Genomic DNA, 22,172 nt, shown 5'->3' with positions numbered 1-22,172 from the left:
GTACCTTGTTTCTTGATTATTGATTATTACTCAGTATTATATTCCAAACCCAGCCATAAGGAAACCGGTACTAGCCGAGCTACAAACAAATCAAGGAGGCAATCGAGTCCCCTTCTCGGAGTTTCATGATTCGCACGCCTTGAGTCGAACGGCCGAGCTCGCTGATGCCACTAAGTTCGGTCCTGATGACCTGACTTTTCTTGGACATCGCCACAATTTCCTCGACATCGTCGGTGACAACTCGGGCGGTAATCAAATCGCCAGTCTTGTCGGTCAAATTGGCAGTCTTGATACCGGAACCGCCACGATTTTGGGTCTTGTATTCATCAAGAGGAGTTTTCTTGCCATAACCCTTGGAAGAAATCACCAAAAGCATCGGGTTCTTCATATTTTTCTTGATGATATCCGCCGAAATAACCGCATCGCCTTTATCAAGTTTAATCGCTCTCACCCCGCCGGCCGCGCGACCCATTTCTCTGATATCTGATTCCTTAAATCGGATTGATTGGCCCTTGGTCGTGGCAATCGAGACTTCGTCGCCTTTTTCCACAAAAGAAACACTCTGAAGTTCATCACCGTCGTCGAGTCGAATAGCGATAATACCGCTCCGTCTTACATCGTGGAAACTTTCAGCGGCCACTTTCTTGGAAGTTCCGCCCTTGGTGACCATGAGGAGTGAAAGGTCAGAACCCTTAGCCGATTTTGGCATCGCCAAAACCGAAGTGATTTTTTCGGTCTGATCAATCGAGAGATAGTTGACGAGCGCCTTGCCCTTGGTGGCGCGCTTACCCTCCGGTAGTTCAAACATTTTCACTTGGTAAGCCTTACCCTTGTCACTGAAGAAGAGCATATCGCTGTGAGTCGAAGCGAAAACCAAACTGCTGACAAAATCTACTTCTTTGGTATCCAAATCGATGACGCCGACACCGCCACGCTTTTGTTTGCGATATTCTTCCGGCTTGGTGCGCTTCACATAACCGCCCATGGTCAAAACCAAAACATTTTCTTCGTCGGCAATCATATCCTCATCGGTCATTTCTTTGATACCGCCTTTGACGAGTTTGGTGAGGCGATCATCACCATACCTTTCCTTGATAGCCAAAAGTTCGGATTTAATGATTTCCAAAATTCTCTTTGGTTTGGACAAAATGTCTTTGAGCTCTTTAATTAAAGCCTGGACAGCTTTGAGCTCGTCTTCAATTTTCTTTCTCTCGAGTCCGGCTAGCTTCTGCAAGCGCATTTCCAAAATCGCATTCGCCTGAATTTCGCTGAATTTGAAGGCTTTCATCAAACCGGCGCGCGCTTCATCGACATCTTTCGATTTCTTGATGAGTTTGATGATTTCGTCGATATGGTCGAGCGCTTTGGTGAGACCGAGCAAGATGTGCTCGCGCGCCTCGGCTTCGCGTAAATCGAATTCGGTTCGGCGTTTGATAACAATCTTGCGGTGACCGATAAATTCTTCAAGAATGGCTTTAAGTGACAGGGTCTGGGGCACGCCGTCAACCAGCGCCACCATGTTGAAGTGGAAAGTCTCCTCGAGTTGAGTGTGATTGTAGATATAGTTGAGAACTTTTTGCGGTTGGGCGCCGTTTTTGAGATCAATCACGACGCGGATATCCTTGGCCGACTCGTCGCGCATGTCGCGGATGCCTTCCAGTTTTTTCTCACGGACCAAATCGGCGATTTTCACAATCAACTCGGCTTTATTGACGCGATAAGGAATCGAGCTGATTACAATTTGGAATTGGCCTTTTTTGTCCTCGACAATTTCTGCCACACCGCGAGTGACCACGCCACCTTTGCCAGTCGCATATGCATGATGAATATCTTTTTCATTAAAAATTACTCCGCCGGTCGGGAAATCGGGGCCTTTGACAAATTCCAAGAGGTCTTCGGTCGAAGCTTCCGGATTGTCGACAAGATGAGTGGTCGCGTCCACCACTTCATTTAGGTTGTGGGGCGGAATGTTGGTGGCCATACCGACGGCGATTCCCAAAGTTCCGTTTAGGAGTAGTTGTGGCAGAGCGGCCGGCAAAACCACCGGCTCTTTTCTGGTACCTTCGTAGTTCGGCCGGAAAGCTACGGTTTCCTTTTCGATATCCTTGAGCATTTCGGCCGTCACTTTGGACATCTTGGCCTCGGTGTAACGGTCGGCGGCGGCACCGTCACCATCGATTGAGCCGAAGTTTCCCTGACCAATAACGAGCGGGTAGCGCATCGAAAAATCTTGGGCCAATTTGACCAAAGCTTCGTAAACCGCGACGGTGCCGTGCGGGTGGTAGTTACCGGTGACATCTCCAACGATTTTGGCCGACTTTCTGGTTTTGCCGCCGGCGGTGAGTCCTAGCTCGTGCATCGTGTAAAGAATGCGGCGGTGCACAGGCTTTAAACCATCGCGCACATCAGGGAGAGCGCGAGCCGTGATTACGGACATCGCGTAGTTTAGGTAGGACTCGCGCATTTCCTCTACGATTTCACGCGAGACAATCCCTCGTTCTTCTACCGGTTTTGGCGGGACTTTCGGCTCTTCTTTTTTGTCGTTTTTACCTGCCATATAAAGAAAGATTATAGCATTTAGCCTTTAGATTTGCCACTCAAATTTAACGGCTTTTCACCTTGACAAGACTCGAAAAATAGTTAGATTTAGGATAGTTAGTTCACCACAAACCACCCTAAAGCAGAGCTGCGCTCTGTTCGGGTAAGAAAGGAATCAAGTGAGAGCGTCAATTAAAGCTTCAAAACTTAGCAAGGAGCAGATTGCATGGATGGCCAAGGCGGCCAAGATGGAGGTTCGTGATTTCAGAGGGTCACTTGGACTTGGTCGTTATGCCCCCAATGAGCTACCGACCACACTCACCGAGGGTCGCGCGATGTGCCACAGAGGAGCCAACCGCGACCATAATGACCGCATCTTCCAAAAGTGTCAGGAGCTCGCGTTGACCGAGTTGAAACAAGTCCGAGATTTCGCGGCTGGAAAAAGTCTTTATGAATTCCTCCCCCGTTGTCAGGAAATGTGGGAGCCGTTCTTAAAGACTATGCTCGCGCTCGCCCACACCAGCGAGGAACTGGAGTGGCTTGCCGATCGGCAGTGGCTACCGGATGACGCTCGAGAAAAAATCACCGCAAAAATCAGGCGCCACGCGGAAAGGAGGAACCTCGCCCGCGTTAAGGAGGCCAGGTCACTCAGGGCACTCTTCGAGGCGTATCAAAACTGCGAAACCGGGCGACAGGCCGACAAAATCGCCAGAAGGAGATTGAGCAAGGCTCTGCTTTCGAAGATTGAAAAAGCCGACACCTTGGAGAAACTCGACAGGATACCGCAGTACTTCCCCAGCAGTAGTCTGGCCAACGCCAAATTCTTTCGAAAGCAGACCTCTCTTTTCAAGGCCAAAATCGCTTCGGCCCGAACATTGAGAGAGGCCCGAAGGAATCTTAAATACGCTGGCGCAATCTCTGGAGAGCTGGAGAAACTGGCGGCACTTAAGATTCTGGAATTCATCTGAAAATTTGCCCCGCGCTTGCAGCAAGCGCGGGGCTTTTTAATTTCTTTTTGGCAATTTAGCGAAACGGCAGAGGTTCGGAATCGGGCGGAGTGGCGCTTGTCTCGCCAGTCGGGGTGCCGGAATTATCGACAGGAGTTTGGTTGTCGACAGAAGAATCGGGACTGGAATTGTCGGACGGGAAAATATCGTTGGTCGCGCCACTAACTTTATCCTTGATATCCCCGACTGCCGTGTAGACATCTTTACCAAAAGAGCCGAAGACTGAATCCAGAGCTTCGAGCGGTGAGCTGGCTGAGCCAGCTTTTTTATTAACGCCAAAATTAAGTTGAAAAACCGAAAACCAGACCAGAAAAATTATCAGGGTTAAAATTGAAGCCCAAATCACGGCAAATCTTTTTCGCTTGCCTTCTGACTCGTTGCGTAATTTTTCTAGAAAATTCATGGATAAAATACTAATCTACAAATTTTATCCCAATCTACAAACAACTAATAGGGAAAATCTTATTCGGATATTAGTTGATTGGTGTGAGATTCGTAGATTGGTATTTTAAATTAGATTTGCGGAGTCAAAACCACAATCTCACCCTCCTTGCCTTCCAAATCTTTTATCTTGAGAGTCAGCTTATCAACCGGCTTCACTTCACTTTCACCGCCCTCTTTGAAGAAAGCCTTGAGAGCCGCTTTGCCGCCAGCTTCATCATAGTGCATCGGGATAATCAGCTTCGGTTCGAGCGCCACGGCCAATTTGTAGGCTTCGTTGGGAGCCAAAACATCGCCACCACCAATCGGAACAAAAAGCACATCGACTTCCTCGAGCGCAGCCGTAATATTTTTATCAAATTCGCGAGTTTTAATCGGGCCGACAAAACAGAGATTCATACCCTCGAGATTTACCAAATAAAGCGTCGCGATGCGGTCTTCTTTTTCGTAAGTGGTTTTAACCGGAAAGCCACGGATGAAAACGCCTTTGACTTCGTATTCGCCCGGGCCGGAGATGGCAAGGGGCGCGCGCTCGCCGAAAGTGACATTTTCGACGCCGGTAAAATCTTTGTGATTGAGCGAGGACAGCGCGACATCGGCGCCGAAGCGCGCGCCCTTTAATTTGGAATCTTTGGAAATCGGATTGAAGGCCAAAATCGTGTCGCCGAATTGGACCTTAAAAAATTCGTGGTTGTGGTAAGAGATGATCATGGGAAGAAGTATATAGTATTAGGTATATAGTATATGGTATGCGGAAAAGTTTTGATACCTTGACAAGAATCAATTATATACATAGTATCAGAATTAGGAACCGGAAAAATACCCGACTATATGTTTTATGAACAAACCTGAAACTCCTGCAGAACGAGCCGAGAGAATGCGCCAGTGGTCAATTAGCATTCAGGCCAGAATTGAGATGGAACAAGTACTTGATGAGACCGAGGGTCACGGGTCGCGACAACCACAGCCAACCAGCAACCGGCCCGTCACAGTCACGAGTCCAACGATTCAAGCTGTGGCAATAACTCAGAAACCGATTCGGCTGAAAATTGTATTCCTAATCGCCACCATACTCATCGTCGCCATTAGCATCGGAGCGATGGCAATCGAAACGGCCACATCTGGCGACCCGACCTCTTATTTTCTCTCGGCAGTCGCAGCCATCTTCCTTTTTTGGAGTGGCTATCTGATAAGTGACAAGATTTTTCGGAATATGCGTTAAACATCGAGACCTCTCAGCCGCCCGGATTTTCCTGGCGGTTTTTTGTTGACAAAAATCAATTTAGCAGTATTATCTAGAAGGAAACGAACGGCTCCACACAGAAAGAAAAATCATGACAACCTTAAATGGTCTAAACCACAGAGCGCAGATTCTGTTCAAGAAGAGAGAGCGACTGGCAAAAGAGCTCCACGAGGCAAATCTTGCGATTATTCAAAATCGCCGAAATGCCGCCTTCATCACCTCGAACAGGACCCCGGAAGGAAGAAGGGCCAGGAAAAATGCCATTGCGACTGCCGTGACATTCCGCGAATTCGAAATCGCCGAGGACCTTTTTGATGAGTACCTGAAGGAGGATGGGGCAAGCCTTCGATTCCAGCAATCATTGATCAAATTCTTTCACTCACAGTTGATGAAGTAACCGCCAAGCCAACCGCCCAAATCTCTCGGGCGGTTTTTTGTTGACAAAGTCTAATTGAGGAATATTGTATAAAGGGAAATCCACTGCTTGCATATAGACGCAGAAAGACAGAGGTATGAATGAAAGCTAAGACCAAAAACTCAGAAATTAGAACCCTTATCAGACGAGCGGGTGACCTGCGCGAGGCCGTCGCCGGCTTTGAAAAAAATCTTCGTCGTGGTTTTCTGGAGCTCTCACAGAACCAGACGGAACTGGCTAGATTAACTTCGCCAAAAAGCAGGGCCGGTATCGCAGCCAGAGATGAAGCGATTTTCGCGGCCATTAAAGCCGGTGAAAGAGACACGGCCCACCGGCTGATAAAAGAGTTCGCACATGACACAAGGTGCTCACAAAAGGCCAGCATTGAGCTCATGGCTAGAAGCCTACTGTATTTCATGGGCGCCTAATGACCCAAGCCAACCGCCCAAATCTTTCGGGCGGTTTTTAATTTTTTAGATAGTTATTAAAACACAAAATCTGTTAACTTCAAGATTGACGGGTCGGCTTTCAGGAGTAGAGTTGGCCATGGAGTAGAAGAGTTCTAACGAACCAAGACTTGGCATAAAATAAATAATGATGTGGGGACTGCCCTCCCCATCGAATGCCTAAACCGGAAGAAATTCCGGGGTCATGGGACAAGCCAATCCGAAGAAAGCGCGATTTGAGAACTGGTTGGTTGCGCAATCAACCAGCATCGATGGTCACGCGGCCAGCGGAAAAGTTGGGCAAGCCACTCCAAGTAGGCCAAAGGGGTCGAAGTCGAGCGCGTCTTGCTTTAGCGGCACTATCCCGAGTATCCTGAAGCGCCGTACAGCGCAAGCAGACCTGATAATCTGAAATCAGTCATGCGTTGGAGAATTAGCCTGCAATCAGGTGATCAGAAAAACACTTGAGTGTCATAGCGACATAGCAGGTAAGGTTAAACCAAGTCACTATTCCCCGATTGCCCCTCGCCGCTTGCGGTGAGGGGCTTTTTTCTTGGATTGGCAAAATCGCAGATAAAATTAGACAACAAAATTTGTTTTTATCAAGCTTGCCAAAAGGCTTTTTATGGGTAGGATGATTTCAGGACAAAGCCCACGGCCCGAGAGGGCCGTGGGAATGGAATACACGATTCCGGGAGTGAACAAAGACCGGAGCAGCCTAAACGTAGGAACCCCCTACGGAGTCGTGGGAAAGTCCGACATTGCTTGCAATGTAAACCAAACCCGACTGCATTCTGCCAAAATGGTGGCAGGATAGCAGATCGAGATTGCGGACTCTCCCAAGTATCCGATAACCAAGTCAGACCAGCCACATCAGGCACCTGACACTGGCCGCCCGACTACCCTGAATAATCGGACCAGTCGGAGAATCAGGCTTCCTTTGGAATCAGGAAATTCCAAGTGACTTGCCGAACCAATGTTTCGGCAACCTGAAGCCAAGGCAAAACCATTTGTCCCCCGAACCCCACGAAGCGCAAGCTTTCGTGGGGCTTTTTGTTGAGAACCCTTACGAATAGGGCACACGAATAAAAAGCTGTTGAGAACCCTTACGAATAGGGCACACGAATAAGGTATGCGCATAGCGAAACCACGAATACGCACACACGAATTCAGCTATTCGTGTCATTCGTCCTCATTCGTGTATTTGTGTCGTGTGCTATTGATTTCTTGAATTAAATTCGTATAGTTAAGATAGAAAACCTGTTCTTATTTTATGCAAAACCGAAACGATATTGCCGCCATTTATGTCCTCATCCTTTTGATTTTGACCCTTGGTGCACTGGACCACCTGAGGACCAGAAAGGAAATCGCCAATTTGAAGGCCAAAATCTCCGATATGAAAACTATCGTTGAGGCTTCAAGGTTCCCGAACCACATCGATACGAAAAAGCGACCGTCCTACATTTTGGTCACCCACCAAATCGATTATGAGTGATTTGCTTCCTGACCCTGTCCCCGACCCCGCCCCGACCTTTGTCAGACAAAGCGTCGGGGCTTTTATCTTCTTCACTACTGACTACTACCTACTTACTACTAACTACTATCTATTTACTATTTCCCCTTCCTCAGGTATACTCTCTCCCATTATTAGAAGTACTGGCAAGTAACCTCGCTTAGGGATCATTCAGTCCACGAGTAGCGAAACCTGCCGGCTTTTTAAATATATGGGAATTTTTAGCAGAAAGTCGGCCAAGACTGATGAAGTCAAAGTGGCCGAAGAAGTTGTAGAAACCAAGGAGGCCAAGAAGGCCACCAAAGAAATTAAAGAAAAAGATAAAGTCGAGGAAACCAACGAAGAAAAAGAAGCCCGCCAAAAGAAGCAGAGCTTGATGGGCAAGTTGATGTCCGAAACCAAGAACCCGCCATCAGTTGGCGACTTGGTTGAAGGTCCGGTGATTGCCATCGAAAAAGCTTCCGTCTATGTCGACCTCGCTCCGTACGGAACCGGTATCATTTACGGCCGGGAATTTATCGTTGCCCGAGAAATCATTAAAAAAATCAATGTCGGCGATGTCATCGCGGCCAAGGTTGTCGGCACCGACCACGAAGAAGGTTATTGGGAACTTTCCCTCAAGGAAGCTCGCCAAGCGATTGTTTGGAGCGAAGCCGAAGCGGCTATCGCCTCGAAAACTATTTTCGAATTGCCAGTCAAAGAGGCCAACAAAGGCGGTTTGATTTTGGAATGGCAAGGCATCTCCGGTTTCTTGCCGGCTTCCCAGTTGAAGCCAGAGCACTACCCTCGCGTTGAGGATGGCGACAAGGACCGAATTTTGGAAGAATTGAAAAAATTGCTCGGCCAGAAAATTGCCGTCGCGATTATCGGCGCCAACCCTAAAGAAGGCAAGCTGATTTTCTCCGAGAAAAATCCTGAACAGAAGGAAAAGGAAAAAATTGTCGAGAAATACACGATTGGCGATGTTTTGGATGGCGAAGTCACCGGCATCGTTGATTTCGGAGTCTTCGTGAAAGTTGAAGACGGTCTCGAAGGTTTGGTCCACATCAGCGAAATGGATTGGGCGCTGGTTGAAAATCCAAAATTGCTTTACAAAGTCGGCGACAAAATCCGCGTCAAAGTCATCGATGTCAAAGATGGCAAAATTTCCCTCTCCATCAAGGCCCTGAAGCCGAACCCTTGGATTGAGGCCGGCAAGAAATACAAGAAAGATCAGCTGGTCAAGGGCGTGGTCATCAAATTCAACAAGCATGGCGCTCTCGCCTCAATTGAAGAGGGTGTGGCCGGTTTGGTCCATGTGAGCGAATTTGGCAGTGAAGAAAAGTTGCGCGAGAAATTGGAGCTCGGCAAAACCTACTCATTCAAGATTGCCCTCTTTGATGCCAAGGAGCAGAAGATGGCGCTGTCTTTTGTTGAGGCGACTAAGTAGTAAGTAGCCCCGACGCTTTGTCTTACAAAGGTCGGGGTCCCGACTTCTGACGTCAGGATTAGTAGGTAGTAGTAAGTAGTGGAGAATAAGACAAAACCCCCGCTCGAAACGAGCGGGGGTTTTGATTGACAAACTAATTTAAAGATGTAATCTAAGCCGAGAAGAGAAAGGAAAATTATGGCTTGTATCAGACCCTGTCCTTACTGCGAAAGAATGACTACTACGCCTTGGCATCCCGAGTGTCGCTCGGAATTCCTGGAAGACCTACTGGCCAGAGTGAAATCCGTACTCGAGACCGGGCAAACTCTGCCGAAAGCTCTCGCCAAAAAAATCCGAGCAGAAAAATTCCGAACAAAGAGGGAGTTTGAGAGACTCCGGCGTGTCGATGCCGACCGTCAAATCAAGAAACAGATGCACAATCTCGCCAAATTGGATTTCATGCAAAAGGCCGGCGCCGAATTCGACCGAAAAAATCCGGACCCTAATCCTTCGACCTACGCCAGCAAAATCGGCTGACGACTTCGCCCCGCGCATGCAACATGCGCGGGGCTTTTAAATTTAAAACCCCCCACTTGCTCGCAAGTGAGGGGCGGTTTTCAATAATTGAACGCGCCAATTAAATCGGTCTCCAGATTGGAGACTCCGTCTTCGAGGGCATCAAACCTGCTGATCAACCAGTAGCCGTGATCGCGATAACCGACCAGCAGATGACTCTTGAAACTCGTCGGTACCGCTTCGGGCGCGACACCGACTCGCCATTTCGGCACCCTCGCAACCAGAAAGACGCGACTGAAGCAACGCCCATCATCGGCACGCCTCCGTAAGGCCTTAACCGAAGTCGGCATGAAACCGACAAGTCGCGCTTTCATCCACCAGGTTCGCTTGAGGCAACGATGCGACAAGATTCCCAAGGTAAATATAACCGTAATCGACCAATGCCAGAGGGCCGCAGCCAGTAAAAGCAGAATACCAATTCCAAAAGCAAAGTCTTCAGTTGACACTTTGTCCGGATCCAATCCTGAACCATTGTTACCGAAAAAGATTGAGACCAAAGCGACAACCCCGACTACAAAAACGCCGCCGGCAATCCAGTTTATCACCGAGAAAAATTTCAAGGTTCCTGCGGGCCAATAAGTCAGCCCAAGGAAACAAAGAATCAGGGCGAGAACCGGAAAAAGCAGGCAGTTCAAGTAGGAGTTCCGCTTCTCCAGTTTCCGGTAAACATCACGATAAAATTCGGCGCAATGGCCCGGCAGGTCGCAGCCAAGACCACCGACAAATTCCACAGGACGACGATTGAGCTCAAATGGCACCCAAGTCGGCCAGCCATTTTTGTCTCGCTCGGTGAAGATCTCCGGCTTGAGCGGCCGGACTTCTCCCAGACTCAAGATACGGTTAAGCGCCACGCCTTTCCAGATTTGATTTCCCAAGTCATCTCGCAAGGCGCACCAGGGCCGCGTCTCCGCGTGACTTTTGGCTGATGAAATCCTGCTTTGCGCCTCCTGAAGCTTCGCCTCAAGAGCCTCGATATCAACAAGAGCAAGAGGCTCCTCAAGAAAATCTGCGAGGTTTTCGACCGGCAAGTCAGCTTTTTTCATAGAACACCTTTCTTTTTCCAAACAGAGCTTTTTGCGGAAGCAAAGAGTTGTCGGGAGTCTGTTTGCCATGATAAACAAAAAACTTGGTTTGTAAAGCAGAAGAGCCCCGAAAACTTGCGGCAAGTTTTCGGGGCTCTTCTGCTTCCCCTTCTTCCTAACAGCCAATAGCTAGTAGCTAAAAGCTAACTAAAAAACCACCCGAATCAATCGAGTGGTTGCGAGGAACTGCTGAGACAATTAGACCGCCGGATCATTTGGCTTGGTGACGAACTCATCGGCAACATACTGCTCGGCCGTGGTCGTTTCCCACGCATCAATAAGCCAGAACCGCTCGCCGTCGAAACCGACCGTGAGAGGGTCACCCTTCAAAGTCGGCATCGGCATCGGTTCATTCCTGACTTCCCATCTCGGCACTTCGGCGAGCAGGAAGATTTCCTTGAAACCGCCACACAACTTAGCTTCGTTAATCTTGGCACGGGCCGAAGCCGGAATCATGCCAGAGAATTTGGCACTCGCGACCCAGAGACGCCTGAAAGAGATTTGCGAAAAGGCTCCCAGAATAAGAAGACCTGCGATTGGCCAGAGTACCATCAACAAAAGAAAGCAAGCCCCGAAAATTATACCCTGCTTGAGTCTGCCTTCAGTCGCTTCCGCCACAATCGCGGTTATAAATAAAACGGTGCCGAATAAAATCGACGCCGGAAAAGTCTGATCCAAGACAGACGAAACAGTCAGGTCACTGAGCCAGAAAAACAGGTAGGCCAAAGCGACGGCGAAAATGGGAAAAATCAGACTTCCCAAGAAACCATTCCGGGCGGCCAACTTTTCCTTGACATCCCGGTAATAATTTAGACAGCAGACCGGAAGGACATCATTGCCTTCACTCTGAATGGTCGCTTCAGCGCTCCCCAAACTAAATGGCGCCAAAAGCGGCAGACCATCTTTGTTGCGCACAGCAAACGCGGCCGGGTCGAGCAATTTGGCTTCGCCGAGATGTGAAATGTTGTTCATCGTCTTGGCTAGGCCAACTTCTTCGAGAGCCACCCTTTCCTGTTTGGCCAACTCTGCCGAGGCTTCTGCCTCAACCGGCAAAAGTCGAGAGCGAATTCCTTGGATCTTCTTGAGACAAGACTCGCGTTCAGCGAGATCGTCGGTGACCGGAACGACTCTGGCATGGGCCAAAGCCTGTTTGATTCCGGCACCCGGAGCGTAATCCAACACGACAGTTTCGGCAGTTTTCATAGAACACCTTTCAGATTGTTTGAGCGGAGCTTATTTACACCAGTAAAAAGTTGCCCAAATTTCTACCACTCATGCTACAGGACTTATTTAAAATGTCAAGAGGCCGAAGTTTCGTGGCGAAACTTCGGCCTCTTTTCTCTCTTTGTTTCTCTCTTTGTTTTCCTAACTACTTACTACCCACTACTAATCCCAACGTCAGAAGTCGGGACCCCGACCTTTGTCTGACAAAGCGTCGGGGCTAGTTAAACTGACTCATCGCCTTATCCTTCCCCTCATTCGCCAGACATTCGAGCGCTTCGGCAATTCTTTTGGCAATTTTTTTGATAGTTTCAAGCTCCGGCTTTTTAAATTCACTGATGATAAAATCTCCCACCGCTTTCTCCCCTTGCGGTTTTTTGATTTTGCCGGACGGCGTCGCCGGCGAGATGCCGACCCGAATTCGCACAAACTCTTGAGTTTTAATCGTGCGGATAATCGACTCGACTCCGCGATGACCACCGGAGCTCTTATTAAAAGAAATTTTATATTTGCCAAGCGGAATGTCCAAATCGTCGTGAATCACCGCAAGCCCAAGCGCCGCTTTTTTACTCTTCACCAACTGTTTAAGTGTCTCGCCGGATTTATTCATGAAAGTCTCAGGAAGAACAAGTGACAATTGACCTTTGACATTTGACCCTTTACCTTTGGATACAAGGGCCTTAAGTTTTTTATCAAATTCCCAATCCGGCAATTCTTGAGATTTTCTAAACACTTCCAAAACGATTCGCCCGACATTGTGTCGAGTATTTAAATATTCTTCTCCGGGATTACCTAAACCAGCGATGATGTAAGACATAAAAAATTTTGAATTAAGATGAAAAGATTATAGCATGACCACCTCGGGCACTAAATTCAACACGACACACGAAACACCCTTGTGTAAATCATAGCGGTTGTAATACAATTGCCCCACTTATGGATCCCGTTAGAGATATTTTGTTTCGATACGCAAAGACAGTTGGAAATTTCACAGCAAGCTAAAGTTCAGAATTACATTCAATAACTCCGCGGAAACGCCACCAAACAAAAAGTCGGATAAATTATTAGCAATGATAACTTATAGGAAAATGCCCCAATATCACAACAACCCGGGCGTTTCCTATCTCTAACGGGATGGAGGAAAACAAATTAGAAAATTCCGAGCCGAAAGAAATTCTAGTTGAAACTCCGAAAAAGCGCCCAAACTCCTGGGGCGAACTCGTTCGCTTTGCCATTGTCGCCCTTGTCATTGTCATTCCAATCCGTCTTTTCATCGCCTCGCCTTTTATTGTCTCCGGTTCTTCAATGGAGCCGACCTTTCTCTCTGGCCAATACTTAATTATCGACGAGCTTAGCTATCATTTTGAGGCACCCAAGCGCGGCGAAGTCATCGTCTTCCACTATCCGAAAGACACGACCAAATTTTTCATCAAGCGAATCATCGGCTTGCCCACCGAGACCATCACAATCAAGGATGGGAAAATCGAGATTAGAAATACCAAAGGTGTGCGCCAAGAGCTTAGCGAACCGTATATTAAATATCCGCTGGGTGGCAACCAAAAGCGAGTTTTGGGACCGGACGAATACTTCGTGATGGGCGACAATCGCGCTGCGAGTTCGGATTCCCGATTCTGGGGACCGCTACCGGAGAAATTAATCGTCGGTCGCGCACTGTTTCGTCTTGCCCCAATTTCGACCTTTGCAGCCTTTCCGGGAGAATATGATTTTTAACTAAAAACAAAACGCTTATGAAAAAACAAGCTTCAGCCAAAAAGAAAACTTCTAAATCTGCCAAGAAAAGCACCGAGAAAGAAATTTATCTCGAAGGCAAAATGGATACACCGGCTGAGGTTGCCGTTTATTACGGTTTCAAAACCACTACCGACCCGATCATCAAAAAGGACGACATCGCCAAGGCTAAGGGTCTGGAAGAATCCGACCCGCGCAAAGGCGCCGACGGCCCGCGCTTCCCGCTTGAAGAACGCGTGGCAATCATGCGAACTTTTGCCGAGAAAAACTGGGGCGCCGAAAATCCGCCAGTTTCAATCTTTTACCGCACGCCTCTGCCGGGTGAAAAAAAGTCGACTAAAGCCGGCTCCAAACATGTGAGTTTCGGTTTGGAAATTATGGGCACCACCAAGAGCATCGCCGAGGCTTTGATTTTGGAAACTGTCATCGCTATTTTGAAAGAAGAGGGTTTTGAAAATCTCCACATTGAAATCAACAGTCTAGGCAACAGCGATTCGGCCACTAAATTTAGCCGAGAGCTTACCGCCTATTATCGCAAACACTTGGGTGACCTTTCGGCTGGTTGTCGGCAGGCTTTCAAAGACGGAGCTTTTGAGGTCTTGGGTTGCAACAGCCACGATTGCTGTTTGAAATTGACCGAGAGCGCCCCGCGAGCTGTGAGCTTTCTGAACGAAACCGACCGCATTCACTTCCAGGAAATTTTGGAGTTTCTCGAGAGCACCGGTGTCTCCTACCAAATCAACAACTCGCTCGTCGGCAATCGCAATTTTGAAACCGGCACAATTTTTGAAATTCGCGAAGACGGCAATGACCGCAGTAAACCACCCCTGGCCTACGGCGCGCGCTATGAGGGCTTGGCCAGAAAATTGGGCGCGAGACGGGACATTCCGAGTGTCGGCATCTCGGTAAGTTATGAAAGAAAAAACAAATCGGCCGGAACCAACCATCGAATCAAGAAGCCGAAAGTTTTTTACATCCAGCTCGGTTTTGAAGCCAAGCGCAAAAGCTTGGGCGTCATCGAACTTTTGCGCCACGCCAAAATTCCGGTTTACCAGTCTATCTCCCGCGACCGCCTTGGCAGTCAATTTGCCGCCGCCGAAAAAATGGGCGTTCCTTATATTATGATTATGGGCCAGAAAGAAGCCGTCGAAAACTCGGTCATTGTCCGCAATCTGGCCAACCGTTCGCAAGAAACTGTGCCAATCGCCGACTTGCCGAAATACCTGAGGAAAATCTAAATCGGAAATGTCAAAATGGAAAATGACATATTAAAATTCTAAATTTTTAAGAAATTTTTGCCTTTTCAACTGTCATTTTCATTTTTGAGATTTACATTTTCATTTCAGAACACATCCTAAGCCTTAAAATCGCCTAGCTATTCGCACTTGCCCGCAATTCAGAGTCATGTTAAGCTATGCCCCATGCCAATTAATGTTGAAATAACTAGAAATCCGACCGAGAATAACCTAAGCGCTTTGCGCCGTTTTACCAAACGCGTCCAAGGTTCTGGCGTTTTGCCTCGAGTTCGCGGAATCCGTTATCAGACCCGAAAACTTTCATCATACAAGGTCAAAATGAAGACCCTAAAGGTTCTAGCCAGACGCGCTGAAGTTGCCAAACTAATCAAACTCGGCAAGATGGCCGAGAAAGTCGTCCACGGCAAGCGAACCGCCTAAAATGAAGGAGGCGACCTTCAATCTCAATATTTCAAAGTTAGTTACGGGCCCCGCCGCGCTTAAGAGCGCGGCGGGGCTTCCCTTTGAGCCGATTAAAAATCATGTTTTGGGCCCGAAATACCAGCTTAACCTAAACCTCATCACTCCGGCCGAATCAAAAAAATTAAACTTGAAATATCGCGCGAAAAATCACTCAACCGACATTTTAAGCTTCCCGCTTTCCAAAGACGAGGGCGAAATTTATCTGGATTTGAAAACCAGCGCCACCGAAGCCGTCAAATTTGACCGGCCTTTTGAAAACTTTTTGCTTTTCCTTTTTATCCACGGACTTTTTCATCTCAAGGGCCTCGACCATGGCGCTAAAATGGAAAAATTGGAGGTGACCTGTCGCCGGCATTTCCAAATCTAAGCCAAGACACCAATCGCCAAACCTAATCCACAGTTAAGCCAAATTTTGGCATTCGGCCTTTTCTTTTTAGTGCTATAATTGGCCCATAAAATCTTATGGCGCGCAAAATCGCAGTCGGCATTGACATCGGGTCATATCAAATCAAAGTGGTAGTGGCCGAACACCTGAAGGATAAACCAAATCCTCAAATTTTAGGCATGGGTTACGCCGAGAGTCGGGGCCTTAGACACGGCTACATCATCAGCCTAAGCGACGCCGCCAGAAGTCTGCGTGTCGCGATTGAACAGGCCGAGAAAACTGCCAAAATAAAAATTCGCAAAGCTTTCGTTTCGGTTGGAGGCATCGGTCTTGGCAGTGTGACGTCCCAGGCTTCGGTCGTGGTTTCCAAAGCCGATTCCGAAATTACCGAGCTTGATGTTAAGAAGGTTTTGGAACAAAGCGAACGCGATATTCCGGCTTCACAATCAGCCAACCGGAAAATTTTGCACACCATTCCCCTGCAATACAAAGTCGACGGTAAACCGGTTTTGGGAAGGCCACATGGTATGCGTGGGAGCAAACTTGAAGTCCGAACTCTCTTCATCACTTCACTTGAACAGCATTTGAATGATTTGATTCAGGCCGTCGCCGAGGCCGGTGTTGATGTCGAAGATGTTATGGCTGCCCCGCTTGCGGCCAGTCTGGTCACCCTTTCCAAACAGCAAAAAATTGCCGGCTGCGTCCTTGCCAACATCGGTTCCGAAACTGTCTCAATCGCTATTTTTGAAAACAACATTCCAATCTCGCTCGATGTTTTTCCCATTGGCTCGACCGACATTACCAACGATATTGCTCTGGGTCTAAAAATTTCTCTCGAAGACGCCGAGAAATTGAAAGTCGGCACTGACGGCGAAATCCAGTACCCGCGCAAGAAATTGGAGGAAATTATTTTGGCCAGACTTTCCGACATTTTTGACCTCATCGAAGCTCACTTGAAAAAAGTTGGTCGTAGTGGCCTTCTGCCGGCCGGTATTATCATCACCGGTGGCGGTTCAGGAATTACTACCATCGAGGACTTGGCCAAGGCCGCTCTTAAATTGCCATCGCGAATCGGCACCCTAAGTTTTGGCGCCCACCTTGGCGACCATATCAAAGATGCGACTTGGTCAGTGGCCTACGGTCTTTGCATTTGGGGACTCACCACAAGCGACGACGCCTCGCTCGGCACCAAAATGATCAAACAGGGCGGTGGCGATTTGATGAAAATGATTCAGAGATTTTTGCCATAACTCATTTCAAAAAATATTAATTCCCCAGACAAGAAAAACCGCCCCTCGAAGCTCGGGGCGGTTTTGTTTTTCAGGTACCTGAAATTGAGACTTTAATTCGGTCTCTTGTGAAAGCAAGAACCGTAATCCTGCCTCTCAAATCATCATTGGCGACCGCCTCATTAGAGAGAACGCAGTGGGCCAGACAAATGACATCAAAAAGGCTGTCACCTGGCGGGGCATCGATGTTGGTGTCACCCAGCCCGACAATATTAACAATTAAGACCCGCGGAGACTTGGTCGCGTCCAAATCAAGTTTGGCCAATTCAGTTTTCGTCATAATAAACCACCTTTTGAGTTGCCTTTTCTAGTCAAAAACTAGCACTCGATACTAAGGATGTCAACTCTTTACAATTAATCCCCTTTGGCTATCATTAAGACCAATCATTTATGAGGCCGTTATCAACCATTATCTTATTGGTTGATAGTGATTTTGAGTTCCAAACTACTCACTACTCACTACCAACTACCAACTAATTTCATGCCCCAAATTACACCCGAAGTAGAAACTTTTGCCCGCATCAAAGTCATCGGCGTCGGCGGTTCCGGCAAGAACGCGATCAACCACATGGTGAACTCCAAGGTCAAAGGCGTTGAGTTTATCGTCATCAATACTGACGCGCAAGATTTACACCACTCGCTCGCCAAGAAAAAAATCCACATCGGCAAAAACTTGACCAAAGGATTGGGCACCGGCATGAATCCGGAATTGGGCAAGCGCGCTGTAGAGGAAACCAAGGAAGAAATTCAGGAATCCTTGAAAGGTGCGGATATGGTTTTCATCGCCGGAGGTTTCGGTGGTGGCACCGGCACCGGCGCTTCGCCGGTTGTGGCGAAGACTGCCAAGGAATTGGGCGCTCTCACTGTCGCCGTGGTCACCAAACCTTTCTTCTTTGAGGGCATCCAGCGAATGCGTTTGGCCGAACAGGGCTTGGATGAATTACGCAAATCGGTTGACGCCGTCATCATCATTCCAAACGACCGCCTACTCACCAGCATTACAAAAGAAACCACCGCCAAGGCCGCTTTCGCTATGTGCGATGAAGTTTTGAAACAAGCCGTCGAGGGCATTTCCGATTTGATTACCACCCCGGGTATCATCAACACCGACTTTGCCGACGTGCGCGCGATTATGGAAAATGCCGGCTCCGCTTTGATGGGCGTTGGCACCGCTTCCGGCGAAAAACGCGCCGAAGAAGCTGCCAAGGCCGCCATCAATTCCCCACTTTTGGATATTTCAATTTCTGGTGCCAAGGGTGTACTCTTCTCGATTGCCGGTGGCGACGATTTGACCATGTTTGAAATTCAGGATGCTGCCAAGATTATTACCGAATCAATCGACCCGAACGCCAAAGTTATCTTCGGAACCGTCAAAGACGAAAAGCTCAAGAAAAACGAACTCAAAATTACCGTCATTGCCTCCGGTTTTCCGGATGCCCCGGGCACCAAGAAAAGTCTGTTTCAAGCCCAAGGCGATGAAGACAATAAGCGTGGCAAAATTTTCAATGTCATGAGCTCGCCAAAGAAGGAGGAGTCGGCTGCGAAAGTCGAGGAGAAAAAGCCGGCTCCAGCACCAACTCCTGCCCCGGCAATTGAAGAAGATGATGATTGGGGCGCCGTGCCAGCTTTTCTAAGGAGAAGCAAACTAAAGTAACAGATAGTAGTAAGTAGATAGTAGTAAGTAGATAGTAGTAAGTAGATAGTAGTAAGTAGATAGTAGTAAGTAGATAGTAGTAAGTAGATAGTAGTAAGTAGATAGTAGTTAGTAGATAAGAATGAAAAAACCGCGAAGTCTCCGAGACTTCGCGGTTTGGTTGTCTCCCCCACTTCTGTTATTATTAGCTCTGTATTTTCTTATTCCTAATTCATAAATCATGAATCCTGAATCAAATCTCTATGATCTGGCCATCATCGGTGGCGGTCCGGCCGGCGTCGGCGCCGGAGTTTACGCCTCCCGCAAAAAATTAAAGACTGTTTTGATTACCAAGGATTTCCAGGGTCAAAGCTCGGTCTCCGAGGGTATCGAAAATTGGATTGGCACCATCAAAATTTCCGGCGCTGATTTGGCCAAATCTCTCGAAAATCATCTGAGAGCTTACGCCGATGATACTGTCGACATTAAAACCGGTGAATTCTGCAGCAAAATCGAGAAAACCGATTCCGGCTTTAAAGTTGCCACCAACAAAAGCTCTTACGAAGTGAAAACCGTCCTCATTACCGCCGGCAGTCGACGGCGGAAGCTCGAAGCCAAGGGCGCCGACAAGTTTGAACACAACGGCATCACTTACTGTGCCTCCTGCGATGGCCCCCTTTTCGCCGGTCAGGATGTTGCCGTAGTTGGTGGTGGCAACGCCGCTTTTGAGACCGTGGCCCAACTCGCCGCCTACTGCAAATCTGTCACCCTGATCAATCGCAGTGAAAATTTTCGAGCCGATCCCATCACCGTTGAAAAAATTTCCAAAAATCCAAAGGTAAAAATCCTTACCAATACCGTGGTCGTCGAAGCCAAGGGCGACAAATTTCTAAAATCAATTATTCTGGGCAATTTGATTAGCAAAAAGGAGACCGGGCTACCGATTAGCGGAGTCTTTGTGGAAATCGGCAGTGTTCCCAACACCGATTTTTCAAAAGATGTTGTCGAGCACGACCAGTACAATCGAATCGTTGTCGATCCAAAAAACCAAGAATCAAAGACCGAAGGCATTTGGGCGGCCGGCGACTGTACCGACGGGCTCTATCACCAAAACAACATCGCGGTCGGCGACGCGATTAAAGCCGTCGAGGACATCTACCTCCACATTCACACCCGCTAGAGAGACTTAAACAAATTCAGCCAACTGATCTTGCGTATTAAATCCAATCGCCTCGTTTTTTGGTATCTCGAAGGTTTCCACCTTGCACCCGGCCTTAAGAGCAACCTCGACAATATCAGTTAGGTAGTACTCATTTGTCACCGAGTTGGGCCGAAGCCGGCCAATATTATTTTTAACAAAATCGCCGTCTAAACAATAAAAGCCGGCATTAACTTCTCTAATCGCCAACTCTTCGGGCGTGGCATTTTTCTTTTCCACAATCCTTAATACGAGATTATTTTGGTCACGCACAATCCGACCATAGTCAGAAAATAGCTCACCGTCGATTAGAACTGTGCCAATAACTACCTCAGCCGTTTTCGACTCACCGACTCGAAGCAAGCCCCCAAGCGTCTCGGCGGATACAAATGGCATATCCGCATAAAGCACTAAAATTCTTTGCGCTTTCAGCAAATGACCCCTCGCCACCATCAAAGCATGGCCCGTCCCCAACGGTTCACCCTGTTCAATAAAATCACCCTCAAAATCGGGCAGAGACTCTTTGATCATTTCCCCTTGGTGCCCGATTACCACGGCCGGATGAAGATTTGGGATCTTTTTCACGGTGTCCAAAACATGGTGCAAAAGCGGTTTTTGATTAAGTTTAATCAGCGGCTTCGGCAACTCCCCACCCATCCGCGTCCCTTTTCCGGCCGCCAAAATCAGCGCTACAGTCCTCTTCATTTACTTTGGTATTTAGAAAATTAAAAAGCCGCTCATTATAACTGAAGCGGTAGATAAATATAACAGATTTAGTTAAACCTTAGCAAAACCGTTAAAGTGGGCGGACTTATCCCTAAAAATTTCCCTCACCTCATACTTGCCGACAGTGTAAATCTCGCCTTCAATCAAGATATGCTTGGCCTCCTTAATCACGATACTCGCGAGTGGCAAAGATAATTCCTGATTTCCCTTCGTCTCAAGCAGTGGCAATTCGCCAAAGAGCCAATAATTTCTCTGGCCCTTTTTCAGAAAATCGTAAATTTTGCCGACTTCAAGCTTTAGGGGGACACACTCCTCTTTTTTCCTGGCACCTTTCCTGAACTCAGAATAATTCCTTAGGGCCAAATCCGGATTAAATTCAACTTGAATACCCATAAATGTGTCCCCACACTATACCAGGTCAGAACCTATTTTCAAGTCCCAGAAAATTATTTCAAAATGGTTTCACTCCGTTCACCATAGAACTTTTCTTCGCTACTATTGATCAAAATTCCTTGTCCATCTCTTAAAATCCGAAGCGGATATTTTAGGGTTTTCATTTTTTCTTTTACCAAATTTTCCGCTTCATCTTTGTAATGAACTTTTAGTACAAATGGAACATAATTCAAAGCCGTAAAATCAGTTAAACCGAATCTGTCTCTGCCTGTTTCATTCCAGTTTGCCACTTCAATCGTGGGACACATGATATACGCTCCTGCACTTGTGCCGACATAAACTTTTTCCACACTTAATAATTCTTTCAAAACTTCCGCAAAGCCAGTTTCTCTGATTGCTTTTAGAAGATAAAAAGTATTTCCACCCTCGACATGAATAACATTTTTATTTTTGAAAAAGTTTAACAGCTCATCTTTACTTTTTCCCTCAATATCTATTTCCTCAAAAGGGATTTTATTTTCTCGCATAACATTTTTCACTTTTTCAAAAAATGTTATGTCTCTCGCACCTTTTGAGGCGGTCGTAACATATCCGATTTTCATTTCTGATTTTGAAATGCCCGTCAGGTCGTAACCATACTTCAAAAGAAAACTTAAATCTGAAGCAAGAATGATTTTCATATATTTTCAACAACCATTTTCTCAATTCCCGACTTTTCAACTTCGGAATCAATTTGTGCTCTCATATTAAAAACATCTTTCTCATTTGTGTCTCTCCGTCTAATTCTTTCTCGTAAAACATTGTCAGGAACAGTAATTTCAATAACCAAATCTGACGGAAAAACGATTGTACCGAAAACCGGATGACCAGCTTCAATTTTGATTAACTCGTGGGCTTTCTTAGTCATAAATTGACCAACTTCCGGTGTCCAGGGTCCACAAACATAATCAACTTCTTGTTGCGTTAGCAACGGCTCAATTCCTCTCCGTTTGTTGCCAAAAAGCAAATCGTCCATATCAACCGCCTCGGGTAAATAGCGAAGTAAGCTTGACTTTCCAACACAACTTGCACCGACGACACAGATTCGTTTTTCGGCATTGGACGAAAAAATGTGAGATATTTTTTCAACGGCTGCCGGAGATTTTTCTTTGGTTAATTCTGGATTTTCCACAATTTCATTGTATCATTTTT

General features: G+C 47.3%; 25 protein-coding genes. 14 read left to right on the top strand and 11 right to left on the bottom strand.

What is annotated here, in order from left to right; all coding sequences use genetic code 11:
- Positions 1–79: 79 nt before the first annotated feature.
- Positions 80–2,557: a DNA gyrase subunit A gene (gene gyrA / locus WCT25_02830; protein MFA6536343.1), complete on the bottom strand. Its 2,478-nt coding sequence runs from the start codon at positions 2,555–2,557 to the stop codon at positions 80–82.
- A gap of 160 nt (positions 2,558–2,717) precedes the next feature.
- Between gyrA and WCT25_02825 the strand changes: the two genes are divergently transcribed.
- The gene (locus WCT25_02825; protein MFA6536342.1) at positions 2,718–3,506 is read left to right on the top strand and encodes a hypothetical protein; all 789 of its coding nucleotides are present in this window, start codon (positions 2,718–2,720) and stop codon (positions 3,504–3,506) included.
- A gap of 55 nt (positions 3,507–3,561) precedes the next feature.
- Here WCT25_02825 and WCT25_02820 read toward each other — a convergent pair whose 3' ends face one another.
- Together WCT25_02820 and WCT25_02815 are read right to left on the bottom strand one after the other, a co-directional pair.
- Complete coding sequence (locus WCT25_02820; protein MFA6536341.1) at positions 3,562–3,948, bottom strand: hypothetical protein; 387 nt, start codon at positions 3,946–3,948, stop codon at positions 3,562–3,564.
- A gap of 110 nt (positions 3,949–4,058) precedes the next feature.
- The gene (locus WCT25_02815; GenBank protein MFA6536340.1) at positions 4,059–4,697 is read right to left on the bottom strand and encodes an MBL fold metallo-hydrolase; all 639 of its coding nucleotides are present in this window, start codon (positions 4,695–4,697) and stop codon (positions 4,059–4,061) included.
- Positions 4,698–4,824: 127 nt separating this feature from the next.
- Between WCT25_02815 and WCT25_02810 the strand changes: the two genes are divergently transcribed.
- The 6 genes from WCT25_02810 to WCT25_02785 all read left to right on the top strand — a co-directional run bounded on the left by WCT25_02810 (position 4,825) and on the right by WCT25_02785 (position 9,548).
- On the top strand, positions 4,825–5,208 hold the full coding sequence (locus tag WCT25_02810; GenBank protein ID MFA6536339.1) for a hypothetical protein: 384 nt from the start codon (positions 4,825–4,827) through the stop codon (positions 5,206–5,208).
- Positions 5,209–5,320: 112 nt separating this feature from the next.
- A complete protein-coding gene (locus WCT25_02805) occupies positions 5,321–5,626 on the top strand; it encodes a hypothetical protein (GenBank protein ID MFA6536338.1) in 306 nt (101 codons plus the stop codon).
- Positions 5,627–5,745: 119 nt separating this feature from the next.
- Positions 5,746–6,072, top strand: a complete 327-nt coding sequence (locus WCT25_02800; GenBank protein MFA6536337.1) for a hypothetical protein — start codon at positions 5,746–5,748, stop codon at positions 6,070–6,072.
- A 1,291-nt stretch (positions 6,073–7,363) separates the two neighbouring features.
- Positions 7,364–7,585 (top strand): hypothetical protein, encoded by a 222-nt coding sequence (locus WCT25_02795; GenBank protein MFA6536336.1) that lies wholly within the window; start codon positions 7,364–7,366, stop codon positions 7,583–7,585.
- A gap of 229 nt (positions 7,586–7,814) precedes the next feature.
- Positions 7,815–9,032, top strand: coding sequence for a S1 RNA-binding domain-containing protein (locus WCT25_02790; GenBank protein MFA6536335.1), 1,218 nt, complete (start codon positions 7,815–7,817; stop codon positions 9,030–9,032).
- A 177-nt stretch (positions 9,033–9,209) separates the two neighbouring features.
- A complete protein-coding gene (locus tag WCT25_02785; GenBank protein ID MFA6536334.1) occupies positions 9,210–9,548 on the top strand; it encodes a hypothetical protein in 339 nt (112 codons plus the stop codon).
- A gap of 80 nt (positions 9,549–9,628) precedes the next feature.
- Here the strand turns inward: WCT25_02785 and WCT25_02780 are convergent, their stop codons facing one another.
- The 3 genes from WCT25_02780 to pth form a co-directional block, all read right to left on the bottom strand.
- On the bottom strand, positions 9,629–10,630 hold the full coding sequence (locus tag WCT25_02780) for a hypothetical protein (GenBank protein ID MFA6536333.1): 1,002 nt from the start codon (positions 10,628–10,630) through the stop codon (positions 9,629–9,631).
- A gap of 237 nt (positions 10,631–10,867) precedes the next feature.
- Positions 10,868–11,872 (bottom strand): hypothetical protein, encoded by a 1,005-nt coding sequence (locus WCT25_02775; protein MFA6536332.1) that lies wholly within the window; start codon positions 11,870–11,872, stop codon positions 10,868–10,870.
- Positions 11,873–12,110: 238 nt separating this feature from the next.
- On the bottom strand, positions 12,111–12,707 hold the full coding sequence (pth, locus tag WCT25_02770; protein MFA6536331.1) for an aminoacyl-tRNA hydrolase: 597 nt from the start codon (positions 12,705–12,707) through the stop codon (positions 12,111–12,113).
- A gap of 317 nt (positions 12,708–13,024) precedes the next feature.
- Between pth and lepB the strand changes: the two genes are divergently transcribed.
- The 5 genes from lepB (at position 13,025) to ftsA (ending at position 16,992) form a co-directional block, all read left to right on the top strand.
- Positions 13,025–13,621: a signal peptidase I gene (gene lepB, locus WCT25_02765; GenBank protein MFA6536330.1), complete on the top strand. Its 597-nt coding sequence runs from the start codon at positions 13,025–13,027 to the stop codon at positions 13,619–13,621.
- Positions 13,622–13,638: 17 nt separating this feature from the next.
- Complete coding sequence (locus WCT25_02760) at positions 13,639–14,877, top strand: His/Gly/Thr/Pro-type tRNA ligase C-terminal domain-containing protein (GenBank protein ID MFA6536329.1); 1,239 nt, start codon at positions 13,639–13,641, stop codon at positions 14,875–14,877.
- Positions 14,878–15,060: 183 nt separating this feature from the next.
- Entirely contained in the window at positions 15,061–15,315 is a 255-nt protein-coding gene (locus WCT25_02755) for a hypothetical protein (GenBank protein MFA6536328.1), read from the top strand.
- 1 nt (position 15,316) lies between these two features.
- Positions 15,317–15,724 carry an rRNA maturation RNase YbeY gene (ybeY, locus tag WCT25_02750; GenBank protein MFA6536327.1) on the top strand — a complete coding sequence of 136 codons (408 nt, stop codon included), beginning with the start codon at positions 15,317–15,319 and terminating at the stop codon, positions 15,722–15,724.
- A 95-nt stretch (positions 15,725–15,819) separates the two neighbouring features.
- Positions 15,820–16,992 (top strand): cell division protein FtsA, encoded by a 1,173-nt coding sequence (gene ftsA / locus WCT25_02745; GenBank protein ID MFA6536326.1) that lies wholly within the window; start codon positions 15,820–15,822, stop codon positions 16,990–16,992.
- 70 nt (positions 16,993–17,062) lie between these two features.
- Here ftsA and WCT25_02740 read toward each other — a convergent pair whose 3' ends face one another.
- Positions 17,063–17,311, bottom strand: coding sequence for a hypothetical protein (locus WCT25_02740; GenBank protein MFA6536325.1), 249 nt, complete (start codon positions 17,309–17,311; stop codon positions 17,063–17,065).
- A 201-nt stretch (positions 17,312–17,512) separates the two neighbouring features.
- Here WCT25_02740 and ftsZ point away from each other — a divergent pair, with 201 nt between their 5' ends.
- Positions 17,513–18,685 carry a cell division protein FtsZ gene (gene ftsZ, locus WCT25_02735; protein MFA6536324.1) on the top strand — a complete coding sequence of 391 codons (1,173 nt, stop codon included), beginning with the start codon at positions 17,513–17,515 and terminating at the stop codon, positions 18,683–18,685.
- Positions 18,686–18,905: 220 nt separating this feature from the next.
- Complete coding sequence (locus tag WCT25_02730; GenBank protein ID MFA6536323.1) at positions 18,906–19,844, top strand: FAD-dependent oxidoreductase; 939 nt, start codon at positions 18,906–18,908, stop codon at positions 19,842–19,844.
- A 6-nt stretch (positions 19,845–19,850) separates the two neighbouring features.
- Here the strand turns inward: WCT25_02730 and WCT25_02725 are convergent, their stop codons facing one another.
- The 4 genes from WCT25_02725 to WCT25_02710 form a co-directional block, all read right to left on the bottom strand.
- Complete coding sequence (locus tag WCT25_02725; GenBank protein MFA6536322.1) at positions 19,851–20,567, bottom strand: NTP transferase domain-containing protein; 717 nt, start codon at positions 20,565–20,567, stop codon at positions 19,851–19,853.
- 72 nt (positions 20,568–20,639) lie between these two features.
- The gene (locus WCT25_02720; GenBank protein MFA6536321.1) at positions 20,640–20,981 is read right to left on the bottom strand and encodes a hypothetical protein; all 342 of its coding nucleotides are present in this window, start codon (positions 20,979–20,981) and stop codon (positions 20,640–20,642) included.
- 53 nt (positions 20,982–21,034) lie between these two features.
- Positions 21,035–21,661 (bottom strand): Type 1 glutamine amidotransferase-like domain-containing protein, encoded by a 627-nt coding sequence (locus tag WCT25_02715; GenBank protein MFA6536320.1) that lies wholly within the window; start codon positions 21,659–21,661, stop codon positions 21,035–21,037.
- Complete coding sequence (locus tag WCT25_02710; GenBank protein MFA6536319.1) at positions 21,658–22,152, bottom strand: hypothetical protein; 495 nt, start codon at positions 22,150–22,152, stop codon at positions 21,658–21,660. The genes WCT25_02715 and WCT25_02710 overlap by 4 nt, the downstream gene beginning before the upstream one ends.
- Positions 22,153–22,172 lie beyond the last annotated feature (20 nt).

The organism is Candidatus Paceibacterota bacterium (genome assembly GCA_041666545.1).
Lineage (GTDB): Bacteria > Patescibacteriota > Minisyncoccia > Phycocordibacterales > JBAYGS01 > JBAYGS01.
This window is presented reverse-complemented; position numbering and strand designations above follow the sequence as displayed.